This window comes from Sphaerimonospora sp. CA-214678 (assembly GCF_050942215.1).
In the GTDB taxonomy this organism is placed as follows: Bacteria; Actinomycetota; Actinomycetes; order Streptosporangiales; family Streptosporangiaceae; genus Sphaerimonospora.
In genome coordinates, this window is sequence record NZ_CP192056.1 from 4687220 (window position 1) to 4704941 (window position 17722).

Below are 17722 nucleotides of genomic sequence, written 5' to 3' on the forward strand. Positions count from 1 at the left end.
CGTGAGAGCCGAGGCGAAGATGATGTGACCCAAGGTTATCGACTTCCGGGCCGGGTCGCTCCGCCTCACCGCCCGCAGGACGCGCCGCGACCCCGGGTCAGCCGCCGAGCAGTTCCTCCCAGCACCGCCGGGCCCCGCCGCCTCGCGACCGTCCCGCCGCCCTGCTCCCGGTGCCGCCGCCGTTCCCCGTGACGCCGTCGAGCGCCGCCGACAACCGCCACAGGCCCGGGCGGGCGCGCAGCCGGTCCATGCCCACCGGATCGATGGCCAGCAGCGCGAAACTCACGCCGATGACGTCGAGCGTCGCGGTCGACGCCGTGGCGGGCCCCGTCAGGCCGGCCAGGGGAACCGCGTGCTCCGGTCCGGTGATCCGCTCGACGAGCAGCTCGGCGACCTCGGCGGCACGGGGCCCGTCGCGCCACTCGACGTGCCACGAATGATCGGCTCCCCGCCACCAGGCGAGGTCGCGGCAGGCCTCCAGCATCTCCGTCTCGTCCGCCAGCGTGGCCATCACCCGGCCCAGCGCCTCGTGCCGCCGGGCATCGGGCGCGCGGACCTCGTCCGGCGCCCTCTCGCCCCGGCACCGCCGGTCGGCCTCGGGGCACCGTGCCGGTGCCGTACCGTCTTCCCGTCCACCGTGCGGTCCGCTCATGTCCGGGAGGGTGTCAATGCCGCTTCGCCCCACCCCCCGGTTTTCCCCCTCTTTTAGCTCCACCACTCACGGTCTTGAAATCGGGCCGCCGATCGAGCGCGCCGGGTTGCCCTGGCAGGAGCCCGGCCCGATGATGAAGAATCCCTCGTAGGACGCCGGTTTGTGGAGGTCATAGTGACACTGCGCGTCGCGATCGTCGGGTCGGGTCCCGCCGGGATCTACACGGCGGAAGCCCTGATAAAGCAGTGCCCCGGCCCGGTCGAGGTGGACGTTCTGGAGCGGCTGCCCACACCGTACGGACTCGTCCGGTACGGAGTGGCGCCCGACCACACGTCCATCAAGTCCATCGCCGGCTACCTGCGGCGAGTGCTGGAGTCGCCGGGGGTGCGCTTCCTCGGCGGGATCGAACTGGGCTCTGACGTCTCTGTCGACGATCTGATGTCGTGTTACGACGCGGTCGTCTACTGCACGGGGGCGATGGTCGACCGGCGTCTGGGGATCCCCGGCGAGGATCTGCCGGGCAGCGTCGCCGCCACCGACTTCGTCAACTGGTACTGCGGGCATCCCGACGTCCCCCCGGACGCGTTCTCCCTCGACGTGGAGGAGGTCGTCGTCATCGGGGTCGGCAACGTCGCCGTGGACGTCGCGCGCATCATGGCGAAGACCGCCGGCGAGCTGCGCGACACCGACGTGCCGCAGGACGTGCTCGACCGGCTGGCCGCCTCGCGGGTCCGGCGGATCCACATGGTCGGCCGCCGGGGTCCCGAGCACGCCAAGTTCACGCTGAAGGAGCTGCGCGAGCTCGGCGAGCTGCCCAACGCGGATGTGCTGACGGTGCCCGGCGAGGTCAAGGTCGAGCCGGAGGACCTCGCTCCGCTCTCGCGGCAGATCAAGGGAAACGTGGACGTGCTGCGGTCGTGGTCGGAGCGGGTGCCCTCGGGGCGGCCGCGACGGCTGGACCTGCGCTTCTGGCTGCGTCCTGTGGAGATCCTCGGCGACTCGCGGGTCGAGGGCGTACGCCTGGAGCGGACCCGCCTGGAGGGTGGCCGCGTGGTGGGCACCGGCGAGTTCGAGACGATTCCGGCCGGGATGGTCGTGCGGTCGGTGGGATACCAGAGCGTGCCGCTCGCCGGGGTGCCCTTCGACGCCGCGTCGATGACCGTCCCCAACGTCGCGGGGAAGGTGTCGGACCGCCAGTACGTCTCGGGATGGCTGAAGCGCGGGCCGACCGGCGTCATCGGGACCAACAAGTCCGACGCCGCCGAGACCGTGCGCACCCTGCTCGCCGGCACCGCTCCCGGCACGGCGCGGCGGCGGCTCGACGACGTCCTGGCCGCCCGGGGCGTCGTCCCCGTCACCTATGCGGACTGGCTCGCGATCGAGGCGGCCGAGGCCGGGCTCGCCGCTGACCTGGACCGGGGCGAGCGGGTCAAGCTCGTCGGCCGGGCCGCCATGCTCGCCGCCTGCGGCCGCCTGTCCCGCCCCGTCTCGTGACCTGCGGCCCGGGGGCCGGCCATCCGCCCCCGGGCCCGTCCTGGCATGTCGTGCGACGTCCCCGGCGCCGATGTAACAGGATCATCCGCATGGAGACGACGCTGACAGGGCCGGGCGGACTACCGGAGAGACTGCTGGACGGGTACGCGGAGACGCACCGGGAGCAGACCGAGCGGTTTCCCGTACGCGAGACCGCCTGGCAGCCGGTGCACACCGTCTACGTCCCGGCGGACAGGGTGACGGCGACCACCGTGATCGAGTGGGGGCACGCGGCGACCGATCTCCTGCACCGGCATCTGTTCACCCCCGCCGATCTGGCCGGGCTGTTCGAATGCGAGCCCGACCTGGCCAGGCCCGTGCACGATCGGCTCCGCAGGAAGCTGTCGAGCGAGCCGATCGAGGATCTGCGCATCGACTTCGAGGACGGGTACGGCCAGCGCCCGCCCGAGGAGGAGGACGGGCACGCCGTGAGCTCGGCCGCGGCCGTGGCCGCGATGCACGAGGCGGGCGATCTGCCCCGGCGGTGGGGCGTGCGGATCAAGTCGTTCGCCGACGGCGACCCGCACCGGCCGGTCCGGACGCTGGACGGCTTCCTCACCACCGTGATCGGACGGGCCGGCGGACTGCCTCCCGGGTTCACGGTCACTCTCCCGAAGGTGCTCATGGAGGATCACCTCGGGCGGTTCGCCCGGTGCCTGGAGGCCCTGGAGGCGGCGCTGCCGCTCGCACCCGGCACGCTGCGCTTCGAGATGCAGGTGGAGGCCGCGCAGACCGTGCTGCTGCTGCAGCGGTCCGCCGATCTCGTGCCCTCTCTCGGCGGACGGCTGGCCGCCGCGCACTTCGGGGTCTTCGACTACACCGCCTCGCTGGGGCTGCCGCCCCATGAGCAGCGTCTCGACCACCCCGCCTGCGACCACGCCCGGCACGTCATGCAGACCACGCTGGCCGGGACCGGTGTCGAGCTGTGCGACGGCTCGCTCGCCGCAGCGCCGGCCTCGGACGCGGCCGCCGACGTGCGCGCGCTCCTGAGCAGGCACGCCGCCCTGGTGCGGCATTCGCTGTCGAACGGCTTCTACCAGGGCTGGGACATGCATCCGTCCCATCTCATCAGCCGCTTCGCTACCGTGTACGCGTTCCACCTCGCCCGATACGAGGACTACGTCGAGCGGGTGCGCGCATGGGAGGACCGCAGCCGGACGGCCGGCGGCGTGCTGGAGGAGCCCGCCACGATCAAGACCCTCGTCGCCGCGCTGGCACGGGCCGACCACGCGCTCGGCTGACGGCCGGCCGGTCTCCTCAGGCCTGGTCGACGAGGCGGCGCCAGTCGCGCACCCGGGCGGGGTCGACCGGGCCGCTCCAGGGGTCTCCCGCTGCGCCCGGGTCCCGTACGGCACTGCCGACGTGGAAGGCGCGGATGCCGTAGTCGAGCAGCACGGGCACGTGCTCCTTCCCGAGTCCTCCCCCGGCCAGCACCAGCGGCCCGTCCCCGGCCTCGGCCCGGGCGCGTAACACGCCCAGCCCGGCGCCGACGCCCTGGGCCGAGCCCGACGTCAGCACGGTGGCGAGGTTCGGCAGCAGGCGTACGGCACGCCAGGCCGCCCGCACGTCGGCGGCGTGGTCGACCGCCCGGTGGAACGTCCACGGCAGCGGGGCGACCGCGTGGATCAGCGCCTCGGTCGCCGCGAGGTCCACCGCGCCGTCCCCGGTCAGGAACCCGAAGACGAAACCGGCCGCGCCCGCGTGGGACAGCTCCTTCACGTGCCGGCGCAGCCGGTCCAGCGTCTCGGGGGTGGCGGTGAAACCGGCCCCTGATCGCAGCATGACCATCTGCGGCAGGTTGCACTTCCGCGCGATGGCCGCGACGGTTTCCGCCGAGGGGGTGAGCCCGCCGGAGTCCATGTCCGACACGATCTCCAGGCGGTCCGCGCCACCCGCCTCGGCGGCCACGGCGTCGCGCACGTCCAGCGCGATCACTTCGAGGAGCGATCCGGTCATGAATCGAACAGTATCGGGTCCATTTGCGGCGTCATATGGCATCAGCCGACATCTGTCCCATTCGGTGCAGTATCAACTTCTTGTGATGATTGATGTCATCAGCGAGCCGCGGTGCGACCGCGTGTGCTTCAACAGGCGTTCGATGACCGGTCCCGCGGCCCCACGCGGGGAGGGAACAGTCGAGGTCCGGCGCTCGAACAGCGCTCCCGAGGCCCGATGCGGCAGGTCGACGGTGCGCACGTGCCGGAATCCGGCGTCCCGGTAGTACGCCTGCAGCCGCGTGTTGTCCTTGGCGCAGTCGAGCCGCAGCCACGGGCGGCCGAGGACGCCGGCGCGCAGCGCCGCCCAGTCGAGCAGGGCCTCGCCCAGTCCCTCGCCGGAGTGGACCCGGCCGACGGCGAGCTTGTGGACGTACAACGCGTCTCCCGGGTTGTCGGCGGGCCGCCAGAACTCGGGGTCGGCGTGACCGTCGAGGGCCATGGTGGCCGCCAGGCCGCCGTTCACGTCGTCGTCCAGCACGTACATGGCGCCGGTCGCGATGAGCGGTTCGATCCGTCCTGCGGGGAAACCCTCCGCCGGCCACTGCCGTAAGCCGCGCGAGTGCAGCCAGCGGGCGGTCTCGGCCAGTAGCGCGAGCACCGCCCGCAGGTCGTCCGGCATGGCGCGGCGGGGACTGAGCGTGGACCTGGCGGGCAGGCTCAGGGTGTTCACGGGCATGGTGAAGTCCTTTCGATGCTGAGAGAGTCGTCGCGATTACACAGGGTGACGGAATTGCGGCGCGATGATCGTCGGGATGGGCGCGGGCGCACGGGGCGGCCCCCTCTGGTTCGGGACCGGCGGCGCGGACGCCCCGCCCGGTGCGTGGGAGAACGGCCGGTCACCCGGCGCCGCATGCCGCGCCGGGCGGTGGACCTCGCCGTCGTAAGCGGATCGGGCCGCCGAGGCCATCGACGGTGGGGAGCTGCCGGCTCGGTCGGTTACGGCCGAGAAGCCGACTGACGTTCCAGCTCGTATCGGATCAGGTGCTTGTCGGCGGGGAGCACGGAAACGGCGACCCGCACCGGCGTCTCCTCCCCGTCGTAACCGACCCGGACATGGACGATGACGGGCGTGCCGGGCTCCAGCCGCAGCCGCAGCGTCTCGTCGGAGGTGGGCATCCGCGCCGAGATGTCGTCGACGACCCTCGTCTGCGGGTGGCCGAGCTCCTCCAGGACCCGGTTCGCTCCGCGGGTGATGTTCCCGGGCCGGGCGATCTCCGAGTCCGCCACCAGGTCGAGGGGGAAGTAGGAGTCGTTGGTGTTGTACGGCTGGCCGTCCACGAACCGCAGCCGGCGCCGGACGACCGCCAGGGCCCCGTCGGCGAGGGCGAGCCGCGTGGCGACGTCCTCGGGGGGTTCGACGATGGACACCTCGATGTTCTGGTCGGGCTCCCTGCCCTCGGCCGTCACCGCGTGCACGAACGAGTCGAGGCGGCGCTCGACCTCCTGGTCGCGTGACGGGAACTCGTCCTGGGGACGCATGAGCAGGGGGCGGCGCTCGCGTACGAACGTTCCACGACGGCGCATCCGCAGGATGAGGCCCTCGTTCTCCAGCTCCCCCAGGGCCAGCCTCACGGTGTTGCGGCTGACGCCGTGCGCCTCCATGAGGTCGGCCTCGGTCGGGATCTGGTCGCCTGGCGCGAGTTCGCCGGTGTAGATGGCCCGCCGCACCTCGGCGGCCACCTGCTGATAGAGCGACGACCGTGCCATCTTTCCTCAATCCCACCTTTTGTTCCAACAAATCTAGACGATCTCCCTCTGACGGGGAACAACCCCTTGACCGGAGCGCGCGGGACCGCGATTATCCAAACGTTGGTACAAATCCATCCATTGGGTATGTCACCGACTCCGCACGGTCGATCGGGGCTTCGACCTCAACCCTCGCCGAGGTCGAGGCCCCCGACCGGAGCGGAGCGCGTCCTGGCGGGTCCCCCACACCCGCCAGGACGCGGTCACTCCGTCGGCGCCGCCGTCCCGCGTACGAACCGACTGGTCGGTATGCTGCCTCTCATGACGCTGTTTTCTGTGGACGGCAAGACCGTTGTCGTGACAGGCGGTTCACGCGGGATCGGCAAGATGATCGCCAGGGGGTTCCGGGACGCGGGCGCCACCGTCTACATCTCCTCCAGGAAGAACGACGAGCTGGCGGCCACCGCCGCCGAGCTGGGCTGCCACGCCGTCCGGGCGGACCTGTCGACGGCCGAGGGGATCGAGACCCTGGTCGAGGCGGTGTCCGCCCAGGAGAGCCGGCTCGACGTCCTCGTCAACAACGCGGGAGCGAGCTGGGGCGCACCGCTGGAGGAATATCCCGAGCACGCCTTCGACAAGGTCTGGAACATCAACGTGAAGGGCGTGTTCTTCCTGACCCGGCGGTTCCTGCCCCTGCTGCGCGCCGCCGCCTCTCCCGACGATCCGGCCCGGGTCGTCAACATCGGCTCGGTGGACGGCATCCGCGTCTCCCCGATGGAGCACTACGCCTACTCGGCGTCGAAGGCGGCGGTGCACATGCTGACCCGGCAGCTGGCCCACCGGCTCGCGCCCGAATCGATCACAGTGAACGCCATCGCGCCCGGGCCGTTCGAGTCGAAGATGATGGCGTTCGTGCTGGACGATCCGGCGCTGCGCGGCGTCGTCGAAAGCCGGATCCCGCTGGGCCGCATCGGCCGGCCCGACGATGTGGCGGGGGCGGCCATCTACCTCGCCTCCCGCGCCGGCGCCTACCTCACCGGTGCGGTCATCCCGGTCGACGGCGGGCTCACCTCCTGATCGCGGAACGGGCCGGGCGCCCGTTCAGAGGAGATCGGCCAGCGCCCGCGCGAACAGGTCCGGGGCGGCGAGCTCGTACCGGAGGAAGAGGTACGGCTCGGTGAGCTCGAGTTCCATGAGCACCGGCTCGCCCTCGGGTGTCCTGGCCAGATCGACCCTGGCGTAGAGAAGGTCCGACGACACCTCGGCCAGCACACGCTCGGCGAGGGCGAACTGGTCGTCGTCCGGATCTCGCAGCGTCGCCCGGTTCGCCGTGGTGATCTCGCTGTCCGACAGCATCGGGTGGCGCCGTACGGCATGGCTGAACTGCCCGGCGAAGTACAGCAGCGACAGCTCGCCCTCGTGCTCGACGCTCTTCAGATAGGGCTGCACCATGACCGTCCTGCCCTCGCCGAGGAGGCCGGCCGCGTGCTTCTCGGCCACCGCCCGGTCGGCGGTCCGCAGCGCGCCGCGCGCCCCCGCCGAGATCGTGGGCTTGACCACGTACTCGTCCCAGACCGGGAAACCGCCATCGGCCGGCCCCTCCCCGGAGAAGCCCACCCCCGGCGCGGCCCAGCGTGTGGGCACGGTCGGCACCCCGAGATCACGCAGGTAGGTCTTGTCGGTGTTCCACTCGATCACCGGGGCGGGGTTGAACAGCCGCGTCGCCGCCCCGGCCAGGCGGGCCCAGGCGACGAACTCGTCCCGCCGCTCGACGTAGTCCCAGGCCGACCGGACGACGGCCGCGTCGAACGACGACCAGTCGACGCGTGGGTCGTCCCACACCACCGGTGAGCCCTCGATGCCGGCGCCGTACCACGCCGCCAGGACGATCTCCCGCTCGTCGTCATGGCCGGCCACCGGATGGCCGGCGGTGACGTACGCGACCTTCATCTGGCCACCTCCGTAGCATTTCGCGGTCCTCATGCTACGGACGCGCACCGCTCACTCGGGAACGGCGCCGGTCAGCACCTCGGCCGCCGCCTGGCCGCAGACCCGGGCCGAGCCGTGCGTGGCGACGTGGGCGACGCCGAGGTCGGTGCGTCCCGGCAGGCCCATCTCCACGACGACGCCGTCGGGCCTGGCGGCGAGCAGCCGCTCCACCAGGCCGAGCTGCCAGAGATGGCGATGGGCGTCCCGTACGACGAGTACGAGCGGCCGGTCGGCGGCCTGCCCGAGCACCGTGTCCGACACGCCGTCCAGTGCGCCCGGCCCGGTGACGTCGGGCTCGGCCAGGCGGGTGACCGTGGTGCCCGGCAGCAGCTTGCTCAGCGGCTCCCCGGCGCCCCACGGCGTGCCCTTGTCGATGGCCAGGTTGGTCTCCGGCGCCAGCTCGACCACATGCGGGGCGGCCGTCAGGGGGAGCACGGCCTCCGCCCCCGGCCGGCGGGTGATCCGCACGGCACGGCGTGCGGCCGCCAGGCCGACCTCGGCGGTCGCGCCCCCGTCTCCGGCGGCCGAGGGGGCGCGCGGAGCGCGGTCCGCGACCCAGGCGGCGAGTGCCCGCACCCGGGCGGCGGCTTCGGCGAGCCGCTCCTCGGGCAGCGTGCCCCCGGTGACCGCGTCGACGATGGCGGCGCGTATGCGGTCCATGGTGGCCTCGTCGGCGTTCTCCCCGCCCACGCAGACCGCGTCCGCCCCGGCCGTGACGGCGAGCGCGCTCGCGCCGCCGATGCCGTACGGCCCGGAGACCGCGGCCATCTCGATGCCGTCGGTGACGATGAGGCCGTCGAAGCCGAGCTCGGTGCGCAGCAGGCCGGTGAGGATGCGCGGGCTGAGCGTGGCCGGCAGCTCGGGGTCGTAGGCGGGGACGAGCAGGTGACCCGTCATGACGCAGCGCACGCCCTCGCGGACGGCCGCCAGGAACGGCCACAGCTCGGCCTCGGCGAGCTCCTCCCGGGAGGCCCCGACCCTCGGCACGCCGTGGTGGGAGTCCACCGACGTGTCGCCATGGCCGGGGAAGTGCTTGGCGCAGGCGGCCACGCCGGTGGACTGCAGGCCGCGGATCCACGCCGTCGTATGCCTCGCCACCAGCAGCGGGTCGGCGCCGAACGAGCGCAGGCCGATCACCGGGTTGTCGGGGTTGGAGTTGACGTCGGCGGCCGGGGCGAAGTCCAGGTTGACGCCGGCGGCGTGCAGGTCCCTGCCGATGTCGCGGGCCACCTGCTCGGTCAGTTCCTCGTCGTCGACCACGCCGAGTGCGTAGTTCCCCGGCCGCGAGCTGCCGGTGCGCGCCTCGAGCCGGGTCACCTCCCCGGCCTCCTCGTCGATGCCGATGAGGACGCCGGGGTTCTCCGCGCGCAGTTCAGCGGTGAGACCGGCGACCTGGGCAGGGGTGGCGACGTTGCGGGAGAAGAGCACCACCCCGGCGAGCCCGCCGCCGAGCCGGCGCCGTACCCAGTCGGGAGCCGTGGTGCCCTCGAACCCGGGCAGGATGACCGTGTCCGCCAGACGGAGCAGATCCGGGCTTCGCTTCATGCCGCGCCCGCGAGGCAGTGTTGAGGCATGCCCGCAATCTAATAGGAAAGTTTCCTATTTGCTAGTCCATCGGACGCCCGAATCCCACAGGTCGATCCGGCGCAGCCGGTTCTTCTCGACCCGGAGGGCGGCGGTGCCCGACTGGACGACGCGGACGAGCCCTCGGTCCTCGGCCGGTCGCCGTCGCACGCTCACGGTCCGATCGGGCATGCCGCCCGGCCGATTCGCGTTCAGGGGATCGGAAGCGAGCCGGGTCCCCAGGACGACCCCGTCGGGTAACGGCTCTCCCGAGGCGACTCCCAGCGTGAACGGGGTACCGGATCTCGCCGTGGGCCCGATCCTGCCGCGGGGGAGGCACCCGTGACGTCGAGTCGCCGGCCGAGGTCCGAGCTTCGACGGGGGGCCGCCGGCCGCTGCCGGTCGGGGGGTGGAACTCCGGAAGCCGTCCTCGGCGGGGGACGGAGGGGCCACAATGGGAGCGTGAGCCAGCGAAAGTACTCGGGCGGCACCACCGCTCCGGCGAAGGCGAGACGGACGATCGCCGTGGGCGGCCCCGCGTCCGAGCGGCGTGACCACCTGGTGAAGCTCGCCGCCGAGCTCTTCGCGCGCAAGGGCTTCCAGGCCACCACGGTCCGCGAGATCGCCCTGGAGGCCGGCATCCTGTCGGGAAGCCTCTACCACCACTTCGACTCCAAGGAGACCATCGTCGATGAGGTTCTCCGTACCTTCCTCGAGGACGTGACCGTCCGCTACCGGGCGGTGGCGGGCGACGGCCGCGATCCCCGCTCGGTCCTCTCCGAGATGGTGCGGGTCGGATTCGGCACGTTGGAGGCGCACCGTGCGGCCATCACGGTCATGCAGAACGACTGGAACTACCTGAGATCGCTGCCCGGCGACCGCTTCGGCTACCTGGAGCGTGCCGAGGAAGAGGTCGAGCGCATGTGGGTGGAGCAGATCGAGCGCGGCCAGGCCACCGGCCGGTTCCGGACCGACGTGGATCCGAAGCTCACCTACCGGATGATCCGCGACACCATCTGGGTCACCGCCCGCTGGTTCCGCCCCGACGGGCATCTGGACACCGGCGCCCTCGCCGACCACTTCGTCAAGGTGCTCTTCGACGGCCTCGCCTCCGGTGAGAAGACCGGCGGGTCGCGATGACGACACTCGTCGAGAAGGTGCGGATCGCGCTGACCGAGGTGGCCGACCCCGCACGAGCCCCGGCCATGGCCGCCTACATGAAGTCGGTCATGCCGTTTCTCGGGGTGACCTCCGTGCCCCGGCGGAACGCGCTGCGCCGGGTCTTCCGTGAGCACCGCCTGGAGTCGGCGCCGGAGTGGCGCAGAGCCGTGCTCGCGCTGTGGCGGGAGGCCGAGTACCGCGAGGAGCGGTACGCCGCGATCGAGCTCGCCTCCCACCGCTACTACCAGTCGTGGCAGACGCTCTACACGGTTCCGATGTACGAGGAAATGATCGTCACGGGCGCCTGGTGGGACGTCGTGGACGACATCGCCGTGCACCGGATCGGGACGCTGCTCGAGCGATATCCCGACGCGATGCGCCCGCTCATGCTGGAGTGGGCGCACGACTCCGACATGTGGAAGCGGCGCGCCTCGATCCTGTGCCAGAACTCCTTCAAGAAGCGCACCGACCTCGGCCTGCTGCACGCGTGCATCGAGCCGAACCTGTCGGACACCGAATTCTTCATACGCAAGGCCATCGGCTGGGCCCTGCGGGAGTACGCCAAGACCGACCCGGACGAGGTCGTTCGCTATGTGAACCATCAGGGCATCAGTGGCCTGAGCCGGCGCGAGGCGCTGCGCAACCTCCCGGCCTCCTGACGGGAGCGGCCACTCCTCCCCGAGGAGAACCCCCGCCCCTTCCCTGGGCAGGAGTGCGCCCCTTCCCCGCCGCGTCTCGCGAATCCCGGCAGGGGGCTCGCCGAGCCGTGCAGGCCGTTTCGGTGCTCTTTCTGTGCTCTTTCTGTGCTCTTTCGGTGCTCTTCGGTTTCTCGCAGGTGAGCCGTTGACCCGCGTTCACGTCCCGGCCGATCCGGTGATCGGGGTTCTCCCCCGGCGCGCCCTTTCGGGCGGCCGGGGGAGGACCGCTGCGACCGTTTCGAGAGTCCTGCCTGCCGCGTACGGGCGGCCTCCGGAACGCTTCCCGGATTTCGCGGACTCCGCGCACGCGATCACCGGGAAGGGCCGCCAGGACCCGCTCTGAACGGGACCTGGTCTCGCCCCCGATCAGAAGCGGCCGAGCCCGTCGTCGAAACGCCGGATCGGCTGGACGACCCGCTGCACCGGCTGAACCTGGATCGGCTGGATCAGCCGCTCACGCACGACCGGCTGCCGGACCGTCCGCTGCAGCGGCTGGACCAGTACGGGCTGGACCGCCCGGCGGTTGTTCTGCTGGAGCGGCCGCTCGTTCAGGTTCTGGTTGTTGTTGAGCCAGCCCTGGCCGCCGAACATCGAGTGGTTGTTGAGCCAGTTGTTGAGGAACTGCTTGTCGTCCCTGTTGGACTTCTCCTGGAACCCGAGCACAACGTCCTTGACCGCCATGCCGAGGTTTTCGCGCCCGTTCCTGTTGTCCGCCCTGGCCTGCTGGCCCCACCAGTTGAACTGCGGGTTGTACCAGGCGTTGGTGTTCCAGAGCTGGTCGTTGTTGTTAAGGAGGTGGTTGTTGTTGTTATTGTTGTTCGGGCCCGTGGTGGCCCCGGCGGCGGTGGCCCCCAGGGTCACGATGCCCCCGGCGAGCGCGGCGCCGAGTGCCAGCCCCGCGAAGACCTTCGCGAACATCGTCATCATGTTCCCCCGTTCTCTTATTTTTCCCGAGACATCAATCCCGAATGTATGGATGAATGTCCTCGCAATCCATTGTCGGCTACCTTTCCTGTGCATGTTGATTTCCAGCCCGATGCCTCCATAAACAGACATCTGCGGCTTTTAATCTACCATTATCTCTCTATAGATACGTTCATACAATAAACACCCCTATTGCCGTAATATGTCCGTTTTATCCGTACGGACGAATCGGACCGGCGGCGGCCATGAAGGCATCCGGCGCGGCATCTCGGCCCGGCATCACGCAGCAATCTGGACATATACCTATAAATGCTGTTAATACGGGGTCGGACGTGAGAAGGCCCGGGGTGGTGTCGACCACCCCGGGCCAGGCCCGTCAGTGCGGGGACTCGTCAGGCGGGCCGGAAGGAGCCACGGGCCGCCGGCGCGGCGTGCTTGATCATGAGGTGCCGGGTGACCGAATACTCCTGCACCGCCTCCTGGCTCATGTCCTTGCCGAAACCGCTGCCCTTGACCCCGCCGTGCGGAGCCTCCGAGGCGATGGGAAGGTGGTCGTTCACCCAGGTCACGCCGACGTCCAGCCGGTGGGACACGCGCAGCGCGCGGGACACGTCGCCGGACCAGACCGACGAGGCCAGGCCGTACGGCGTGCCGTTGGCGAGGCGGACCGCCTCGTCCTCGCCATCGAACGGCATGGCCACCAGCACCGGGCCGAAGACCTCGCCCTGCACGATCTCGCTCGACTGGTCGGCGTCGGCGATGAGCGTCGGCGCGTAGTAGAACCCCGGGCCGTCCACCGGCGCCCCGCCGCAGACGATCCGGCCGGACGCCCTGGACACGAAGCCGTGCACCCGGTCGCGGTGGGCCGCGGAGATCAGCGGGCCGATGTCGGAATCCGCTGACCAGGGGTCGCCCGGCCGCACCCGCGCCAGCGTCTCGCGCAGCGCCTCCACCGCCTCGGCGTACCGTGACCTCTCGATGTAGACGCGGGTGGCGGCGGTGCAGTCCTGGCCCGTGTTGTAGGTGGCGCCCATCACGACCCCCGCCGCCATATCCTCCAGCGACGCGTCGGCGAACACCAGCGCCGGGGCCTTGCCGCCCAGCTCCAGGTGGACCCGTTTGAGCCCGTCGACGGCGCCCCGCATGACGGCGCGGCCGGTGGCGGTCGAGCCGGTGACGCTGACCATGTCCACGCCCGGGTCGGTGACCAGCGCCTGACCGACCTCGGCCCCGCCGGTCACCACTCCCAGCAGGCCCTCCGGTGCGCCCGCCCGGGCGAACAGCTCGGCGAGCCGCAGGGTGCTGCGCGGTGTGGCGGGCGCCGGCTTGATGACGACCGCGTTGCCGGCGGCGATCGCCGGCCCGATCTTCCAGATCCCCATGATGAACGGGAAGTTCCACGGCGCGATCGAACCGACGACCCCGACCGGCCGCCGGACCAGCACGGAAGTGTAGCCCGGGCTGAAGACGCCGGCGCCGGTGCCCTCCAGCGACCTGGCAGCCCCCGCGAAGAACCGGAGGTTGTCGACGCCGAACGGCAGCTCGCCGTCGCGGAACACGGCCGCCGGTTTGCCGGTCTCCTCGACCTCAAGCCGGGTCAGCTCCTCGGCGTCCTGCTCGACCAGGTCGGCCACGCGCAGCAGCACCCGCGCCCGCTCCCCCGGCGTCGTCTCACGCCACTGCTCGTAGGCCTCCCCGGCCGCGCGTACGGCTGCGGCCACGCCGTCCGCCGACGTGTCCGGCACCTCACCGAGCACGCGCCCGTCCGCGGGATTGATCAAAGTGGTCATGGGACTCCCCTGTTCGGTCTGTGCCCTGTTTCCTCTGGGCGGCGGATTCATGGCGCGCGGCGGGCGGGTTCAGCTGTCGAAGCCGACGCCGAGGCGGTCCAGGAGGCGCAACCAGGGACCGCGGCGGCCCTCGTTCTCGTCGGCCCGGGCCAGCGCCCGGCGGGTGATCTCGACCACCGGCCAGCGCAGCGGCTCCGGCGGGAACGGCACCGGGTGGCGGCGGACCATGCGCAGCCCGGTCCGCTCGGTGGACCGGCCGGCCAGCAGGTCGAGGCCGACCAGCGCGCCGAATCTCGACGCCCCGACGCCGAGGCCGGTGTAGCCGAGGGCGTAGGCCACCCGGCCGCCCATGGCCGTACCGAAGAACGGGGTGAAGCGGCTGGTCGAATCGACCATCCCGCCCCACCTGTGGGTGAAGCGCAGGCCGTGGAGCTGCGGGAAGGTCTCGAAGAAGTGCACGGCGAGCCGCTTGTGCGTGGCGTCCCGCTGCTCGTGGCCCGAGCCGCCGAAGTTGTAGATCGCGTCGTATCCGCCCCACAGAACGCGGTCGTCAGCGGTGAGCCGGTAGTAGTGGAACCGGTTGCCCGCGTCGGTCAGCCCCTGGCCCTCCGGCCAGCGCAGTGAGGCGCGCTGGGCGGGTGTGAGCGGCTCGGTGACGAGCACGTAGTCCCAGACCGGCAGGACGAAGTTGCGCAGCCTGCGCAGAACCGCGGGAAAGGCGTTGGTCGCCAGCAGCACCTGTCCCGCGTGAACCACGCCCCCGTCCATCGGCCCGGCGGTCGTACGGGTGGCCGCCTCGACGCCCGCACGTGTCCGTGTCAGCGCGGTCACCGCCGTGTCCTCGTAGATCCTGACGCCGAGCCGCTCCGCGACCCGGGCCAGCCCCCAGGTGAGCGCGGCCGGGTCGACGAGACCACCCGTGCCGCGCAGCCGGAGCCCGCCGAGATAGGTGGGCGAGTCGACATCGGCGCGCATCTCGTCGCGGTCCAGGAACACCGCGTCCTCGCCGTGCTCGCGGTGCAGCCTCTCGGCCCGCCTCAGCTCCGCCAGCTGGTACGGCTCCACCGCCACGGTGGTCTTGCCGACCAGCCGGAGGTCGGCGTCGATGCCGTGCTCCGCCACGAAGCCGGCGATGGCCGCGAGGTTGGCCCGGCCGAGCGTGAGCAGCGTCCCGATCTCCGCCGGCCACAGGCGCGACCCCTGAGCGAGGCCATGGGTCAGCGAGTCGGCGATGAATCCGCCGTTGCGGCCGCTCGCGCCGTACGCGACCGACCGGCGTTCGACGAGGACGACGTCGCAGGCGGGGTTCTCCCCCTTGGCCAGCACGGCGGCCCACAGGCCGGTGAGACCGCCGCCGACGATCAGCAGGTCGGCCGTCGCCCGGCCGCGCAGCGGCTCCCAGGGACCGGGCGCCCCGGGCCTGTCGGTCCAGAAGACCCGGGGCGCGGCATCCTCGATCACTTGACGGCGATCTTCTCAATCACGTCCGCGGCCGCGCGCACTCCGTCACGGCGGCGGATCTCCTCCCCGGCCGCAGCCAGCCTGGTGCGCAGCCCGGTGTCGCCGAGCAGCCGCTCGATCGCCCCGGTCAGCTCCTCGTCGGCGAAGCCGTAGGTGTCGAGGCGGACGCCGAGCCCCGTCTCGTCGATCCGCTGGGCGTTGTCGTACTGGTCCCAGAAGATCGGCAGCACGATCATGGGCTTGCCGAAGTGCAGCGTCTCGGTGACCGTGTTGTTGCCACCGTGCGTGATCACCAGGTCGACCATGGGGATGATCTTCGTCTGCGGCACGAACTCGGCGCCCCACATGTTCGGCGCGAGCTCGATCTCGGCGTGCAGCGGGCCCTTGGAGACGATGTAGCGGTGCGGCGTCCGGGCCAGTACGGAGATCACCCGGCGCATGAGCTCCAGGTCGGCCGAGCCGAGCGAGCCGAGCGAGAAGTAGATCAGCGAGCCCTCGCCGGGAATGTCCGGCAGCGTGAACTCCTCATCGGTCTCCCGTACGGACGAGTCCAGCCGCGTCCAGGAGTCGCCCAGCGGCCGGTCGGCGACGTAATCGATGATCTCGGGATAGACGTAGAGGTTAGCGTTGCCCTCGTGGATGAACTCGAGATCACGCAGCGGGGGCGCCCCCTGCGCCACGACCCACTCGTTGAAGGCCGTCCACATCTCGCGGTGTGTCCGCTCGTACTCCGCACGGAACTCCGCCCAGCCCGTGCCGTCCGCCGGAAGCCCGGAGAAGGTCGGCGCGACACCCGGCCCCGTCACCTCCAGCGGGTTGCACGACACGATCCGGACGAACGGCACGCCGGCCGTCACGAGGGCCGGGAAGGCGAGGACGTTGTCCTCGACGACGACGTCCGGACGGACGCGCTCGGTGATCTCCTTGAGCCGCGGCTCGCAGTACTTGGCGCCGTCGATGAGCGCCTGCCAGATCGGCTTGGTCACCGTCTCGAGCTGCTCCAGGGTGCTCTTGCGGTACTCCGGCGCGGTCTCGCGGATGAAGTCCTTCCAGAACTGGCCGGGGTCCTGCTCGGCCGCGCTCTCGTCCACGGGCGCCGGCGGCTCGAGGTCGACCAGCTCCTCCTCGAAGCCCAGCGCCGTCAGCTTGCCCTTCCACGACGTCTCGGCCGCGAACACCACCCGGTGGCCACGGCGGCGCAGCACGTCACCGATGCCGATGCAGTTGTTGGTCGGCCCGTAGGCGCTCTCCGGCATGAACAGAATCGTCAGCGGCTTGTCCGTCATCTGGGACTCCTCGGAACTCTAGTTGAACCGAGATTCAAATACGAGACTGGTAGAGCCGTCAAGAGCTGGGAGAATATGGTGTCGCATCAGATGAAGCGGAGCGGAATGACTCAGCGCAAGAGCAAGGCGGACCGGCGGCTCGACCTCATCGACGCGGCACGGCGGGCGATGATCCAGCACGGCACGGAGGGCGTCCACCTCAACCAGATCGCCGAGGAGGCCGGCCTCACCTCCGGCGCGGTGCTCTACCACTACCCGAACCTTCGCGACCTGCTCATCGAGGCCCACCAGGCCGGCATGGAGCGCTTCTACGAGCAGCGTGTGAAGAAGATCAGCGGCATCGCGGACCCGGCGCGCAAGCTCGTCGTCACGATCCGTTCCGGGCTGCCCGAGGGCGCAGACGACACCGGCGTGCGGCTGCTGTGCGAGCTCGGCGGCGCGGCGGGGCGCAACCGGGTGTACGCGACGCTGCTGACCACGCTGTTCGACCGGCAGGTGTCGATGTACCAGACGATCCTGGAGACGGGCGCCGCCCACGGCGTCTTCACGCTGACGCAGGACTCCGAGACCATCGCCCGTAATCTGGTCGCACTGGAGGACGCGTACGGCTACCGCATCATCGCCCGCCATCACTCGATCGACCCCGAGAAGGCCGTCGAGCTCATCCTCGACTACGCCCGCCTGGCCACCGGCAACCCCCTCAAGACCACCGGCCGTCGCTAACCCCCCTCCCGTGATCTTGCGAATACTCGCACGTCGGGCTGTGAGCAGGGATTTCCCGTTCATGATCTTGCAGTTCCTTGCAGATATGCATCCTGAGCAGCATAAACACCGTTTGTGATCTTGCACTCACCAACTGCAAGATCACAAACGACTTATGCGCAGGTCAGATGGCTCGCGTGCGAGAAACTACAAGATCACGGAGTCGAATAGCGCAGGTCAGGAGGATGGCCTGCGAGTAACTGCAAGATCACGGGGGCCT

General features: G+C 70.7%; 17 protein-coding genes. 6 read left to right on the forward strand and 11 right to left on the reverse strand.

The genetic code is table 11. From position 1 onward, the window contains the following. Nucleotides 1–97: 97 nt before the first annotated feature. Entirely contained in the window at nt 98–652 is a 555-nt protein-coding gene (locus tag ACQP1K_RS21005) for a hypothetical protein (protein ID WP_433497414.1), read from the reverse strand. 171 nt (nt 653–823) lie between these two features. On the opposite strand from ACQP1K_RS21005, the gene ACQP1K_RS21010 reads away from it, so the two are divergent. After that, nucleotides 824–2146 carry an FAD-dependent oxidoreductase gene (locus ACQP1K_RS21010; protein ID WP_433501606.1) on the forward strand — a complete coding sequence of 441 codons (1323 nt, stop codon included), beginning with the start codon at nt 824–826 and terminating at the stop codon, nt 2144–2146. 89 nt (nt 2147–2235) lie between these two features. Then, entirely contained in the window at nt 2236–3426 is a 1191-nt protein-coding gene (locus tag ACQP1K_RS21015; RefSeq protein ID WP_433497415.1) for a DUF6986 family protein, read from the forward strand. A gap of 16 nt (nt 3427–3442) precedes the next feature. On the opposite strand, the gene ACQP1K_RS21020 is transcribed toward ACQP1K_RS21015, so the two are convergent. The 3 genes from ACQP1K_RS21020 to ACQP1K_RS21030 form a co-directional block, all read right to left on the reverse strand. Continuing rightward, nucleotides 3443–4141, reverse strand: coding sequence for a copper homeostasis protein CutC (locus ACQP1K_RS21020; protein WP_433497416.1), 699 nt, complete (start codon nt 4139–4141; stop codon nt 3443–3445). Nucleotides 4142–4213: 72 nt separating this feature from the next. Further along, the gene (locus ACQP1K_RS21025) at nt 4214–4858 is read right to left on the reverse strand and encodes a GNAT family N-acetyltransferase (protein WP_433497417.1); all 645 of its coding nucleotides are present in this window, start codon (nt 4856–4858) and stop codon (nt 4214–4216) included. Between the two features lie 260 nt (nt 4859–5118). Beyond that, on the reverse strand, nt 5119–5889 hold the full coding sequence (locus ACQP1K_RS21030) for a GntR family transcriptional regulator (RefSeq protein ID WP_433497418.1): 771 nt from the start codon (nt 5887–5889) through the stop codon (nt 5119–5121). 300 nt (nt 5890–6189) lie between these two features. Here ACQP1K_RS21030 and ACQP1K_RS21035 point away from each other — a divergent pair, with 300 nt between their 5' ends. Continuing rightward, complete coding sequence (locus tag ACQP1K_RS21035) at nt 6190–6945, forward strand: glucose 1-dehydrogenase (protein ID WP_433497419.1); 756 nt, start codon at nt 6190–6192, stop codon at nt 6943–6945. Nucleotides 6946–6969: 24 nt separating this feature from the next. Here the strand turns inward: ACQP1K_RS21035 and ACQP1K_RS21040 are convergent, their stop codons facing one another. The 3 genes from ACQP1K_RS21040 to ACQP1K_RS21050 are packed head-to-tail and all read right to left on the reverse strand — an operon-like array spanning nt 6970 to nt 9978. Beyond that, entirely contained in the window at nt 6970–7818 is an 849-nt protein-coding gene (locus ACQP1K_RS21040) for an ATP-grasp domain-containing protein (RefSeq protein WP_433497420.1), read from the reverse strand. Nucleotides 7819–7869: 51 nt separating this feature from the next. Beyond that, nucleotides 7870–9402 (reverse strand): glycoside hydrolase family 3 protein, encoded by a 1533-nt coding sequence (locus ACQP1K_RS21045; protein WP_433497421.1) that lies wholly within the window; start codon nt 9400–9402, stop codon nt 7870–7872. Between the two features lie 54 nt (nt 9403–9456). Continuing rightward, nucleotides 9457–9978, reverse strand: coding sequence for a PhoD-like phosphatase N-terminal domain-containing protein (locus ACQP1K_RS21050; RefSeq protein ID WP_433497422.1), 522 nt, complete (start codon nt 9976–9978; stop codon nt 9457–9459). Between ACQP1K_RS21050 and ACQP1K_RS21055 the strand changes: the two genes are divergently transcribed. Together ACQP1K_RS21055 and ACQP1K_RS21060 are read left to right on the forward strand one after the other, a co-directional pair. Then, complete coding sequence (locus tag ACQP1K_RS21055; RefSeq protein WP_433497423.1) at nt 9883–10560, forward strand: TetR/AcrR family transcriptional regulator; 678 nt, start codon at nt 9883–9885, stop codon at nt 10558–10560. The genes ACQP1K_RS21050 and ACQP1K_RS21055 overlap by 96 nt on opposite strands. Next, complete coding sequence (locus ACQP1K_RS21060) at nt 10557–11240, forward strand: DNA alkylation repair protein (RefSeq protein WP_433497424.1); 684 nt, start codon at nt 10557–10559, stop codon at nt 11238–11240. The genes ACQP1K_RS21055 and ACQP1K_RS21060 overlap by 4 nt, the downstream gene beginning before the upstream one ends. A gap of 405 nt (nt 11241–11645) precedes the next feature. Here ACQP1K_RS21060 and ACQP1K_RS21065 read toward each other — a convergent pair whose 3' ends face one another. The 4 genes from ACQP1K_RS21065 to ACQP1K_RS21080 form a co-directional block, all read right to left on the reverse strand. Further along, a complete protein-coding gene (locus tag ACQP1K_RS21065; RefSeq protein ID WP_433497425.1) occupies nt 11646–12197 on the reverse strand; it encodes a hypothetical protein in 552 nt (183 codons plus the stop codon). Between the two features lie 398 nt (nt 12198–12595). Continuing rightward, the gene (locus tag ACQP1K_RS21070) at nt 12596–13993 is read right to left on the reverse strand and encodes an aminobutyraldehyde dehydrogenase (protein ID WP_433497426.1); all 1398 of its coding nucleotides are present in this window, start codon (nt 13991–13993) and stop codon (nt 12596–12598) included. A 69-nt stretch (nt 13994–14062) separates the two neighbouring features. After that, a complete protein-coding gene (locus ACQP1K_RS21075; protein ID WP_433497427.1) occupies nt 14063–15454 on the reverse strand; it encodes an NAD(P)/FAD-dependent oxidoreductase in 1392 nt (463 codons plus the stop codon). Beyond that, nucleotides 15451–16740: a glycosyltransferase gene (locus ACQP1K_RS21080; RefSeq protein ID WP_433497428.1), complete on the reverse strand. Its 1290-nt coding sequence runs from the start codon at nt 16738–16740 to the stop codon at nt 15451–15453. Before ACQP1K_RS21080 ends, ACQP1K_RS21075 begins: the two co-directional genes overlap by 4 nt. A 105-nt stretch (nt 16741–16845) precedes the next feature. Here ACQP1K_RS21080 and ACQP1K_RS21085 point away from each other — a divergent pair, with 105 nt between their 5' ends. Then, nucleotides 16846–17463 (forward strand): TetR/AcrR family transcriptional regulator, encoded by a 618-nt coding sequence (locus ACQP1K_RS21085; protein WP_433497429.1) that lies wholly within the window; start codon nt 16846–16848, stop codon nt 17461–17463. The last annotated feature ends 259 nt before the right edge of the window (nt 17464–17722 follow it).